General features: G+C 46.4%; 11 protein-coding genes, 1 tRNA gene and 1 riboswitch. All 12 genes read right to left on the minus strand.

What is annotated here, in order from left to right; all coding sequences use genetic code 11:
* Nucleotides 1-128 precede the first annotated feature (128 nt).
* The 12 genes from PGX44_RS05480 to PGX44_RS05535 all read right to left on the minus strand — a co-directional run bounded on the left by PGX44_RS05480 (nucleotide 129) and on the right by PGX44_RS05535 (nucleotide 12450).
* Nucleotides 129-1433, minus strand: coding sequence for a nickel pincer cofactor-dependent isomerase, group 22 (locus PGX44_RS05480; protein ID WP_498854551.1), 1305 nt, complete (start codon nucleotides 1431-1433; stop codon nucleotides 129-131).
* A gap of 49 nt (nucleotides 1434-1482) precedes the next feature.
* A complete protein-coding gene (ilvD, locus tag PGX44_RS05485) occupies nucleotides 1483-3141 on the minus strand; it encodes a dihydroxy-acid dehydratase (RefSeq protein ID WP_498854552.1) in 1659 nt (552 codons plus the stop codon).
* 157 nt (nucleotides 3142-3298) lie between these two features.
* Nucleotides 3299-3913, minus strand: coding sequence for a hypothetical protein (locus tag PGX44_RS05490; protein WP_186502397.1), 615 nt, complete (start codon nucleotides 3911-3913; stop codon nucleotides 3299-3301).
* A 55-nt stretch (nucleotides 3914-3968) separates the two neighbouring features.
* On the minus strand, nucleotides 3969-5075 hold the full coding sequence (locus tag PGX44_RS05495; RefSeq protein WP_498854553.1) for a carbon-nitrogen hydrolase family protein: 1107 nt from the start codon (nucleotides 5073-5075) through the stop codon (nucleotides 3969-3971).
* A 411-nt stretch (nucleotides 5076-5486) separates the two neighbouring features.
* The gene (locus PGX44_RS05500; protein WP_498854554.1) at nucleotides 5487-6182 is read right to left on the minus strand and encodes a FadR/GntR family transcriptional regulator; all 696 of its coding nucleotides are present in this window, start codon (nucleotides 6180-6182) and stop codon (nucleotides 5487-5489) included.
* 139 nt (nucleotides 6183-6321) lie between these two features.
* A tRNA-Leu gene (locus PGX44_RS05505) sits at nucleotides 6322-6405 on the minus strand.
* A 127-nt stretch (nucleotides 6406-6532) separates the two neighbouring features.
* Entirely contained in the window at nucleotides 6533-7921 is a 1389-nt protein-coding gene (locus PGX44_RS05510; protein WP_186502400.1) for an alanine/glycine:cation symporter family protein, read from the minus strand.
* 130 nt (nucleotides 7922-8051) lie between these two features.
* A riboswitch (glycine riboswitch) is annotated at nucleotides 8052-8142 on the minus strand.
* A gap of 148 nt (nucleotides 8143-8290) precedes the next feature.
* Nucleotides 8291-9046 (minus strand): 5'/3'-nucleotidase SurE, encoded by a 756-nt coding sequence (gene surE / locus PGX44_RS05515; RefSeq protein WP_498854555.1) that lies wholly within the window; start codon nucleotides 9044-9046, stop codon nucleotides 8291-8293.
* Nucleotides 9047-9055: 9 nt separating this feature from the next.
* Nucleotides 9056-10306 carry a glycosyltransferase family 2 protein gene (locus tag PGX44_RS05520; protein ID WP_186502402.1) on the minus strand — a complete coding sequence of 417 codons (1251 nt, stop codon included), beginning with the start codon at nucleotides 10304-10306 and terminating at the stop codon, nucleotides 9056-9058.
* Nucleotides 10307-10389: 83 nt separating this feature from the next.
* Entirely contained in the window at nucleotides 10390-11070 is a 681-nt protein-coding gene (pssA, locus tag PGX44_RS05525) for a CDP-diacylglycerol--serine O-phosphatidyltransferase (RefSeq protein WP_246415249.1), read from the minus strand.
* Nucleotides 11067-11705: a phosphatidylserine decarboxylase gene (locus PGX44_RS05530; RefSeq protein WP_186502403.1), complete on the minus strand. Its 639-nt coding sequence runs from the start codon at nucleotides 11703-11705 to the stop codon at nucleotides 11067-11069. Before PGX44_RS05530 ends, pssA begins: the two co-directional genes overlap by 4 nt.
* A 16-nt stretch (nucleotides 11706-11721) precedes the next feature.
* Nucleotides 11722-12450, minus strand: a complete 729-nt coding sequence (locus PGX44_RS05535; RefSeq protein ID WP_186502404.1) for a WecB/TagA/CpsF family glycosyltransferase — start codon at nucleotides 12448-12450, stop codon at nucleotides 11722-11724.
* Between the last annotated feature and the right edge of the window lie 45 nt (nucleotides 12451-12495).

Consider the following 12495-nt stretch of genomic DNA (forward strand, 5'->3'; position numbering starts at 1 on the left):
AAGATGCAAATAAAAAGAGGATGTGGACAAAATGATTTCTCATTTTGTCACATCCCCCTGTAATATATAGCATAACGGGGCAGTTTCTACATAAATCTGTAGGGACTGCCCCGTTTTTTTTATTCTTTTTACCAAAGATTGCCTGCTTCATTAAAAGCCCAGGAATAGGGTTCAGAAAGGATTTCAAATTTGTTCGTATCCTGTACCTCCGGCAACATTCCTGTAGATACTTCAATTTCATCCAACGTAATCGTGTTCTTAATATGAACAATTTTTACCTGATCTTTTTGTTTGACCATACTGGTTAATACTGCCAGTTTGATGCTGTCTTCATCACTATTCATATACAAAGGCATAGCCGCTGCTTTCAAATAGTTATTCGTAATAACATTGGTATAGGTTTGCCCAAAATCCAGTTTATTTGCAAAGCGATAGCTAATGATATCTGCTTCACCCATACCAATTCCCAGGCCATGAGATGCTTCCGTAATATCTAACAAAACAATTTTTTTAATATCCGGAGCAATCGCTCGAAAGGCTGCCTGTTGGCTAAGCACTTCTGTCCGCCCTGTCACATTGGGATCAAAGCCGACGCCGCTGATTTCTTTTCCCACTTCATCGATGACCAGCACATCAATATTCTTAAACCAGAGCTGTGCTAATTCTTTCTTGGCAATTTTCAACAAAGCTGCGTCACGATCAAAAAACTCTTCGGTCCTGATAACTTCCAGCCAGCCAATATCATCAAAGGCATTCTGGACCAAGCCTACAGAAAAGACAACATTGACATGTTGTAAAAAAGCGGCTGCCACACGTTCTAGGTTGTAACAAAAGTGATCAAATCCATATTGATGGAAAGTAGCAGCGCCACGATGTTTACCGATGCCGATACAGATCATCTTTAGCAGACCACTTTCATGACGATCTTTAAAATGTGTATGCGGTTTAATTTTATTAAAGACAACAATACCATCAGCTGCAGCGGCATATTTATCACAATATACAGGAAAGCCATCTGGTAACGTCGCAACCTGAACGACCTCCATGGTAGACAGGACCGGAACACCAATATATTCTTCTGTAATTCCAAACTGACGCAAATAGGCAACCTGCCCTTCTGCCGTCGCCCCGGCATGGCTGCCCATCGCGGGAAAGACAAATGGCTCCGCTCCCCATTCTTTTAATTGGTCAGCCATCGCTTTAATGAGCTCCTTATAATGGGGAATGCCGCGACTGCCTGCCGAAATGCCGATTCGCTTCCCCTGAAGTGCTTTAATTTCAGGTTCCGTAAGTTTCGCTTGCATTTGCTGTCTCAAATGCTTTGCCGGATCAGTAATCGTTTTGGCATTAAATTTTTGACGCACTTTTACCATCTGAGGCAGTTGTATCTCATCCATCCCTTGAATTATACAATGCTGCTTTTCAAACTGCATTTTTTCTGTCCCCCCTTACTATTACAGTGTTATCAATGAATTACTCCGATTATTTTAAAATGGCCCCTTCATCAGCAGACGAAACAAGACGGCTATATCGTTCCAGCCAGCCACGGGTCACCTTTGGCTCAGGTATCACTTGTTCTTTACGACGTGCAGCAAACTCTGCATCAGAAACGCGGGCATGAATACGGTAGTGTACCATGTCAATGTCAATGATATCACCATCCTGCAACAAACCTATTTCACCACCGGCAGCGGCTTCCGGTGATACATGACCAATGGCAGCACCACGGGATGCCCCGGAAAAACGTCCATCTGTCAGCAGTGCTACATCCTTATCGAGCTGCATTCCGTTTAGTGCAGATGTCGGCACCAGCATTTCACGCATACCAGGCCCTCCCTTAGGGCCTTCATAAAGGATAACGACAATATCTCCTGCCTTAATTTTACCGCCATAAATAGCCTTCACGGCCTCTTCTTCACCATAGAATACACGGGCCCTGCAGGAGTGCACCAGCATTTCCGGTGCTACAGCACTGCGTTTAACTACGCAGCCTTTTTGGGCGATATTACCAAAGAGAAATGCCAAACCGCCCGTTTTGCTGAAAGGCTGTTCCAACGGACGGATAATATCTGTATTGAGATTCATCGCTCCGGAGATGTTTTCTGCTACCGTCTTTCCTGTAACAGTAAGCAAATCCGTCTTGAGATAACCTGCCTGGGCCAATTCATTCATGACGGCAGGTACCCCGCCGGCTTCATTCAGTTCTTCCATAAACGTCTCTCCTGCCGGCGCCAAATGACAAAGGTTCGGTGTCTTTTCACTAATTTCATTGAATAGCGTCAGATCCAGTTTTAAGCCCGCTTCATGCGCAATGGCTGGCAAGTGCAGGGCACTGTTCGTCGAACACCCCAGTGCCATGTCTACAGTTATGGCATTTTTCAATGCATCCATCGTTACAATATCCCTTGGTTTTATATTCCTGCGAATCAATTCCATAACCTGTGCGCCCGCTTCTTTAGCCAGTTGGGTACGTGCTGAAAGCGGGGCCGGAATGGTACCATTGCCTGGTAATGCCAGCCCCAGGGCTTCACAAAGACAGTTCATAGAATTGGCGGTAAACATGCCGGAACAGGAACCACAGGATGGGCAGCACGATTTTTCCCTGGCTTGTAATTCTTTTTCATCGATAATGCCGGCCTTATACGCGCCTACGGCTTCAAACATTTGCGAAAGACTGGTCTTTTTCCCATGTACATGTCCTGCCAGCATAGGCCCTCCTGACAACACAATAGCCGGAATATTCAAGCGCAGTGCGCCCATAACCATCCCCGGTACAATTTTGTCACAATTAGGGATGAGTACGAGTCCGTCGAAACAGTGCGCTGCTGCCAGGGTTTCTAAGGAGTCAGCAATCAATTCACGTGAAGCCAGGGAGTAGCGCATACCGGCATGCCCCATGACAATCCCATCACAGACGCCAATAGAAGGGACAATGACAGGCGTACCTCCCGCTGCATACACACCATACTTTACAGCTTCAGCCAGTTTATCCAAATGTGTATGTCCCGGAATAATTTCACTATATGCCGATACGACACCAACCAAAGGCCGGTGTATTTCTTTTTCTGTAAAGCCTGCCGCATAGAACAAGGAGCGGTGCGGGGCCCGTTCCGGGCCAGTTGTTACTCTTTCGCTGATCATATATATTACCTCCTAAACACTGTCATATTAACCCTATACGATATAACCATAGCCATAAAGTAACCTGAATATGACTTGTCTAACATGTCTCACCATAGAACAAGGGATGTGAAAGACGAATATTCGCATTTCACACCCCCTGTCGCCTAAAGCATCTTTATTCTTTATTCCTTGAAAATGGTTTTCCTACAGGAACTTTGATACCGGTGAATCCTAACATAGCCACTATCATAGACCAAAAACCTAATAAAGCTACACCACCGAGGAGTATGCCTGCCAGAATCTGCAGGGGCTTCACAAAAAATCCCAAACCTGCAAGTCCCAAGGCAAATACGGCAATACCGGCCAGTACGTATAACACGGATGAGGTCCATGGGTCATGCTTTACACCTGGTATCGTACAAAGCATAAGTGCCCCACAAATGACATTGGGAATAGCCAGAACAACACCATTCAAGGAAAAGCCCAAGCCCATGAGGATATTGGCTATACCCCCAAGAACGCCAAAGAAAAAGACAAAAATGAAATTCATATTTCCCCAAAAATAATTATATTTTGCCCTTTCCCGCGATCCGGCAAAAAATAATCCTACCAGACACAATTGAAGGACACCAACTGTAAAAGCTGCATCAGCTGGTAATAAGCCAACATTCATGAGGAAAAACAAAGCAGAAAATGTAACGAAGGTCATAACATCGCTAATTAGCGGATCACTAATACGGCCTGCTGTAATATCAACTTTTACAGGCTGCGCCGCCACTACTCTAGACATATCGTCCTTGTCTGCCGAATACACGCTGTGCACCTCATTTCAAATACGAGGGGTACTAATCATCAATAGCTAAACCCTGGTTATGTTTTTCGATTCGCGTAGCAATCCGTTCCAATTTATCCAAATCTACTTCAAATTCTTCCGAAAGGTTCTTCAGATCTTTATAGCTAATCCCTTTTTTCGGCGAACTGTTTTCAATAATATTCAGATTGGTATAATGCTTGGTGTTCAGGACCAAACGGGCAATTTCCGGATGTGAATAATGACCTGCCGCATCAAAGAGCATCTTAGATACTTTAATATCATCAGCATAGCAATCGGCAATGACCAGCCCTTCTTTATCAAATACCGGTTTTACAACATATTCACCACCAGGACCGACAATAGCACTGCCGCCAATAGCCCAATCAATATTCAGATGATCGCTACCAATGAGTGACTTATATTCCGGTTCAAAATCCTTTTCGCCCAAAATACCACATGAGCAAAGGCAGAAACAACCGGCTTCCAAAGCATATTCACGGGCACCGAGATGGCATTCACAGCCATAGGCATTTTCATCTCGGTTGGCAACGAGGAATTTTTCACCTGATTGCGCCTTATGGCACCCCGGATAATTGGCAATATGGAAATCTTCTCCCATAAGCATTTCGGCTGCCCGAATCAGAATCGCATGATGCTCCCCACAAATCAGGCTGCCTATGCGGCCGATGTCCGTTTCCACAACACCCAGATCTGAACCGTCGCCAGAACCCCAATAGCATCTTTCAGAATATGTCGGTGTCAATTTTCTGTGTCTTCTGAGGATACGGCCATCTTTGCCGAACATAATTTGCGTATTATAAAAGGTGCGAACGCCATCGGCATCATCCAATTCGTTGACCCCCATTACGCAATATACGCCGGCTTCCTTGCATGCTTTACCAATAGCATCTGTTTCGTCGCTGGGAACGACAATGGAGTTATCTTGAAGTCCGATATTCCACAGACGCCATTCTTCTACATTGCTTTCATAACCACCGGTATAATAGGCTGGAAATACAGGAATATAGGTTTCAGAAAAAACAACCAATTCTACCCCTTTTTCTCCGGCTTCTTTAATGTACTTGCAGGCCACTTCAATTTGTTTCCATTTGTTGAAGACGACCTGTGGTGCTTGCACACACGCTACACGAACAAATTTTTTCCTGCCATAGGTCTTTTTTCCGGTTTGTAGTTTTTTAATGTAGCCATTTTCTTGCCCTCCTACGTAAAAGATAAATATAATCGTATGGCGTCAACTGCACCATATATAAGCAAAGATAAATTTTATCCGAAAAGCATTTTTACTTCTGCTTTATTGTACTGAAGTGAATCGTTATTCTTGTATGGCTTTTATCAACTTGTCTGACATGATTATAGCTGTTTTTTATAAATCTGTCAAGTAGTCTCAAGATAAAATAACCCACCTTCGTTGATAGTCCCGTTAATACACTGCTATTTTATAATCGTTTATGCGGCTTTGGGGCAAAAAAAACAGACACATACAAAAATGTATCTGTCTGCTTTTCATTTACATCGAATCTCTTTTTATTCAGAAGATGGGTTCCTCTTCTTCATTCAATTGTAACGTCGCAATAACATTATGAATGTGAATAGCCATTGCATACTTAGCACCCCGTGCATCTCTGTTTTTTAGAAAATGCATCAATTGATCGTGATCACGCAGCGTTTCTTCAGAAAGCTCTCGCGCTTCTTTATTATACAAGATGACTTCTTCGATAGCCCTGTTAATGACTGGGATTAAACGCATCATAAAATCGTTATGAGATGCTGCTACAATAGCACGGTGAAATTCCCCATCAGCCTCTGTCCGGTCCTGTTGCTCCAGTATAAGTGCCTTTACCCGCTCGCCACAGGTAATAATATGTTCCAGTTCTTCTTCCGTAGCACGCCGGCAGGCAATGGCCGCAATTTCCGGTTCGAAAAGTAAACGCGCTTCGTACAAATCCTTCAGATTGATTTTCATACGCTGAATTTCTCCCAGACCATAGTCGCCAAAAGCCTTCATGTCTGCAGCAATATAGGTTCCTTTACCCCGGTATACTTCGAGCACGCCCTGCATGACCAGAGTACGAATTGCTTCACGCAGAGTAGCCCTGCTAACTCCCAGTTTTTCAGAAAGGATATTTTCCCCCGGCAATTGATCGCCTGGTTGGAATTCATCTCCTCTTGTAATCATTTTATAAATAGTATCCGCCGTTTGCTGCGTTAAGCTTTTCTTTTTCATATAGGATCCTTCTCATCGTAAATTTCATAAAACAATACTCCCTGGCCATACGGCTTAAGAAAAGATCTTTTTTCACTGCTTATTCAAATCTATTTGCCAGGTGTAAAAAAAAGAGAATATCTTTTTCAGATACTCTCCTTGGTGCCGGGGGTGGGACTTGAACCCACACGGTGTTACCCGCCTGATTTTGAGTCAGGTGCGTCTGCCATTCCGCCACTCCGGCAGGTAGTGTTTGGAACAAGATTTATTATACCATATTTTAATTATGCGTCAAGTACTTTCTGCAAAGATGAAAGAGGAATCTCTCACCCCTATCTTGAGAGATTCCTCTTTTCTATACCAAGGAAGTGTCAGTCCCCACTGACGACGTCCTTTTCTGCCTGTTTTACCAGGCCCTGTTCTTCTTCTTTTACATGAGCAAAATATTTTTTCGTTTCGGCAACGACGACACCGCTGAGGCCGATGAGGGCGATCAGGTTTGGAATTGCCATGAGGCCGTTGACGATATCTGCGAGAACCCAGATGACATCCAATTTAATGAAAGCGCCGCAGGCTACGAGAATGATGAAGATAATGCGGTACGGCATAATGCCCTTTACGCCGACGAGGTATTCCGTGCAGCGTTCACCGTAATAGTTCCAGCCCAAAATGGTCGTAAAGGCAAAGAGTGTCAGGCCTACGCAAAGAATGATGCTGCCGAAGGTCGGGAAAGCCTGCAGGAAGGCGGCGTTCGTCAGTGCTGCGCCGTTGAGGTCGCCGGCCCAGGCACCGCTGACAACGAGTACGAGGCCCGTCAGGGTGCAGATAATGATCGTATCGATGAACGTACCGGTCATAGAAATGAGGCCTTGTTCTGCCGGCCATTTTGTTTTGGCAGCGGCGGCTACAATAGGTGCACTGCCGAGGCCCGATTCATTGGAGAAGACGCCACGGGCCACACCATTTCGCATGGCTACGAGCACGGTAGCCCCGAGGAAACCGCCGGCAGCAGCCGTCGGATTGAACGCATCGTGAATGATTTCATACAGAGCTGCCGGAATCTGTTCGTAGAATACGGCGAGGAAGGCAATGGTGGAAATAACATAAATGATAGCCATGGCCGGTACAATTTTGGAAGATGCTTTGGCAATAGACTGCAGCCCGCCAATGGTAACAGCTGCAACGAGAATCGTCAGGACGACGGCCGTGTATTCGACAGGAATATCGGCTGTCAAGCGCGTAATTTCTACGATGGAGTTTACCTGGGCAAAGGTACCGATGCCAAAGAAGGCGACGAGGACACCAAAGAAAGCGAAGAGGAAGGCCAAGGGTTTATATTTCTTGCCCAGGCCGTTTTCAATGTAGTACATAGGCCCGCCGGAAATTTCCCCGTTTTTGTCGACTGTACGGTATTTGACAGCCAGACAGCCTTCAGCATATTTAGTGGCCATGCCGACAAACGCAGCCATCCACATCCAGAAAATTGCACCCGGGCCACCGGCATGGACCGCCGTAGCAACACCGACGATGTTACCTGTGCCGACCGTAGCGGCCAAGGCTGTGCACAACGCCTTAAAGCTGTCGATATCGCCTTCACCCTGATTCTTAGCCGTAAAGATCAGCTTCAAGGCCCGGGGTAAACGGAGTACCTGCAATAATTTAAGGCGGACAGTCAGCATAATACCCGTGCCAATGAGCAGGATTAATAAGGGAGGCCCCCAGACAAAACTGTCGATTGCATTTAACGTTTCCAAATTCATGACATTTCGCTCCTTCGTGTAACCTATACTTGCATATAAAGGGTAATGATAATAACAAAAACGCCTATCTTCAGCATACTACTCTGAAGATAGGCGATAAAAATACGACACGAAAAAAACGTTACGCATGATTAGGGTCTCTGTCCTTTTGCCTGAGAGATAAGGAATCAACGATTCCGTGCACCTTCGGCGCCCTTAAGGGACTCTCCAGAGTTGTGTCCGCACAGGGTCCTGCTCATACGAGAACCTGAGAGTTTAACTCCTTCGGTAGGCTTTCGCCTTCTCCCCTGTGTTTCATCCACGTCATATGTGATTGATTAAGATTATAAACGATTCACTTGAAAAATGCAAGCAAAAAATTAAGCAATCTTATAGGCAGCCCTGAATATGTTCCATAGCTGCTGTTGCGGTCTGACGCCAGCACAACGGAGTCAACGCTACGTGTCCGCTCCGGATGCAGGAAACGTCACTATTTTCCGGAGCCGTCGTCAAGTCGATATCACCGACAATTTTATAGCAAAGACTGCCATCGAGGTCCCGCTTTTCCGTGATGACATTGTGATAAATCTGTACGGTCTGCGGCACAACGCGTGTATTACTGAGGGAAATGTCGCCTTCTTCGGGAATATTGACATTTAAGATGCCCGGAAATTTACCACACAAAAAAATCCGTTCAACCAGTGTTTTGGCAAATTGTGCCGTCTGGCGGCACCGGTCTTCCGTCATATTGACCATCGACAATGCCATGGCCGGCACCTGGTAGTATGGCCCTTCCATGGCAGCCGAAACGGTACCGGAATAGAGGACATCACTGCCCAGATTGTAGCCATTGTTGATGCCGGAAATGATCAGATCCGGATGCTTGCCGGAAAGAAAATATTCCATAGCCATTTTGACACAATCGACAGGTGTCCCGGAAACGGAGATTTCCCGTACATGGTCTTCTGTCTGTGGCAGTTCCTGACAATATAAGGCCTTGTTGATCGTCATAGAATGAGACGCAGCGCTGCGCTGCCCTGCAGGGGCAACAACAGTGACCTGATCAGCAAAACGTGCCATTTCTTTCTTTAACGCTTGCAGGCCCGGGGCCTGCAGTCCATCATCATTTGTCAAAAGAATGTGCATAGAGTTCTCCTATTTTTTGTTTTCTTTTCGCAATAAAGCTGCCGTATCATAGGACACAGCCCGCGTATGCAGTGTATGACTCCATTCCATCTTATGCCGGTCCTTAAACCCCAGAAAGTTGACGGGAATCCAGCTGTACATGAAGATCGGATACACGATCAGGTACAGCCACGACTTCATGGGTACTTTAATCTGCAACAGGACAATGATAGGAATGAGGTACTGCCCTACACCTAGGACGGTCCATATCTGAACGGGTATAAGCTGATTTAAAATATTCGTATACAAAGGAATATACGAATTGATCATGGCAATGCCGGCATAAATCGTCGACATCATCATGAAAAACGGCTGTGATAACGTGATAATCCCATCGAGCATGCGGATGTTTCCCGTCTTAATACCACGCACAAAGAGCTTGGGAATAAAGCGTTCGCCACAGTCGCACTGACCTTGAGCCCAGCGTTTACGCTGCCGGCAAGACTGCATAAAGCCCAGTGCCTTTTCATCATAAATGATGGCATCGTGGGCCCAGCACGTACGTACCCCTTCGAGAAGAACTTTCATGGAAAATTCCATATCTTCCGTCAGGCAGTCGCAGCCCCAGCCATATTTACGCACGATTTCCGTCGCAATACACATGCCCGTACCGCCCAAGGCGGTCGAAAGGCCAATATTGTACTTCGCCAGATGCCACATATGGTTGATGAGCCAAAAGGCAATGGAAAAGGTACCGGCAATCCATGTATCAGTCGGATTCTTAGAATCCATATAGCCCTGAATCACCTTTTCGCCTTTACACAAATGGTTATTCATTTCCCGCAGGAATTCCGGGTGTACCAGGTTATCCGCATCAAAGACGACAAAAGCATCATACTGCTTTTCCTGGGCCAGCATCTGGGCAAACATCCAGTCCAGGGCGTAGCCTTTGCCTACCTGTTCCTTATTCGTACGAATACGTACATAGGCACCGTGGGCTTTACAAACATCAGGCGTATGATCGGTACAGTTATCGGCAACGACATAAATATCGTACATATCCCGCGGATAGTTCAAATTTTTTAAATTGTCAATCAGGTTGCCGACGACCTTTTCTTCATTATGGGCGCAGATGACAGCCGCAAACGTATGCTTTGGCGGTCTCATCACGCGGTCCCTTTTTTTCATCAGGCCGAAGCAAGCCAGGATAAAGTAATACAACGTATAAAATACGATGATTACCTGTATGGGTATCATTATAACATCAAGAAAATGCTCCATGTATTCCTCTTTCTAAGACCATTATTCTTATCTTCCTGCCGCAAAATTTGCAGGCACCGGGGCGCAGCGCAGCAAGAATCCTCTTAGTGCGCCTTCGCCATGTTCATGCAAGTGTTGACCAGACCAAAGATAATATAGAGGAAAAACGGCATAATCAAAATTAAATGCCAATCGATCAGGGCCAGTACCAGGAGACCACAAATGATGGCAATAGCCAAAGCAGATTTGTGCAGCACATCAGGGCTGGCGCCTTTGAAATCAGGGTTATGTACTTTGCTGACCAAATGATAGCCTAAGGCCAGCACGATAATAGCGATAATCCAGGACGGCAGGTGAACGCCGGAAAGGACATACGTAGCGACGATGCAGCCGCCATTTGGAATAGGCATACCTTGAAAGTAGCCGTGGATGACGGTCGTGTTGAGGTTAAAACGGGCCAGGCGGATACCGCCGAGGCAGGCGTAAAGAATGGGAGGAACCATGCCGATCCAGCCCAGGTCGCGCAGGGCGTACGTGTAAATCAAAAACCCTGTAGCAGCACCAAAAGACACGCAGTCTGATAAGGAATCCAGCTCTTTGCCAAACTCACCCTGCACGCCCAGGGCCCGGGCTGTCCGTCCATCCAGGGCATCACAAACCATTGCCAGCAAGATGCACAGTGCGCCTATATTCAGATTTCCCTGTGCTGTCTGGATAATGCTAAGTACACCAAAGCCCAAATTTCCGGCTGTCAATATACATGGAATTACGTTCTTCATGGTCATTGCAAAATCCTCCCTATCACCGTTTCACCGCAACGAACTTTCTGCCCTTTCGTTACGCATATTTCCACATTATCTTCTACGAACACTTCGATACAAGAACCAAATTTGATCATTCCGTACAGCTGGCCGTGCGTCAGCTCATCGCCCAACGTCACCCAGGATACGATGCGCCGGGCCAAAACGCCGGCAATCAAAGTAACCAGAATGCGCGTATGGCTATTTTCAATGCCCAGAGAATAGCGTTCATTTTCGTACCCTACGCCATCTTCATAAGCCGGCCGGAAACGGCCGCACGTATACTGCTGAAACTTAATCGTGCCGGCCAGGGGAATCCGATTGACATGAGCATCAAAAATAGAAAGGAAAATCGTAATTTTACGGCACTTTTCATCGAGAAAAAGGTCTTCGTCCACGTCCTCCACGGCGACGACCGTACCATCGGCCGGTGCTACCAAAGCTAATTCATCGTCCGGTATACGGCGCCGGGGATTGCGAAAGAAATAGGCAAAATAGACAGCCAGCAACGCCGGTAATACAGCTACGTATACATTGATGAAGAGGCCTGCCAAAACAGCCAGTACTATGGATCCAAAAATGAATACATAGCCATCAGTAATGATAAAAGGTTTATTCACAAAATCACCTGCCTGTTCAAGAGCGCCTGCTGAATTTCACAGCTGCCATAAAGCGCGGCAAGGCCAGCATGCGCCGAAAGCGGCTTGGTTCCTTGCAAAGACGATAGAGCCATTCCAAGCGGTTGTGCTGCATCCACGACGGAGCACGGGAAACGCGGCCGGCGAGCACATCAAAGGTCCCACCGACACCCATGCAAACGCAGGGACCTAATTCGGATAAATGGGCATGGATCCACTTTTCCTGTTTTGGAACACCGAGGGCAACGAGAAGGATTTTTGTTCCCTGCTCCCGGATTTCACGAATGATATCGCCTTCTTCAGCAGCGCTGAAAAAGCCGGAGTGGGTACCTGCCAGCCGTAATTTTCCATACCGTTTTTCCATATTCGCTGCTACCGTTTCAGCAACACCGTCAGCAGCACCAAAAAGATATACCGGCGTCTGCCGTGCAGCTGCTTCTTTCAGCAGCAGCTCTGCCACATCACAGCCGGTTACCCGTTCTTTGAATTTTTTTCCCTGTTGTTCTGCTGCCCAGAGGACGCCGGCACCGTCAGGAATCACCAGGTCTGCACCTTGTAAAACCCGGGCCAGTTCTTTATCCTCTTGTGCCTTCATCACCATTTCGGCATTTGCCGTCGCAATCGACGCGGCCAAGCCCTGATCGACGCAGGAAAAAACAAAGTCCTTCGTTTCCTCTACAGTGATATTCGCAATGGGAACAGATAATACATCGATTTTACCAGACAAAATCCATCTCCGCCTTATCGTTTAGAAATTTACCTCTGCCAGACA

It is taken from the genome of Caecibacter sp. AF58-12pH5A (assembly GCF_027681725.1).
Classification (GTDB): domain Bacteria; phylum Bacillota; class Negativicutes; order Veillonellales; family Megasphaeraceae; genus Megasphaera; species Megasphaera hominis.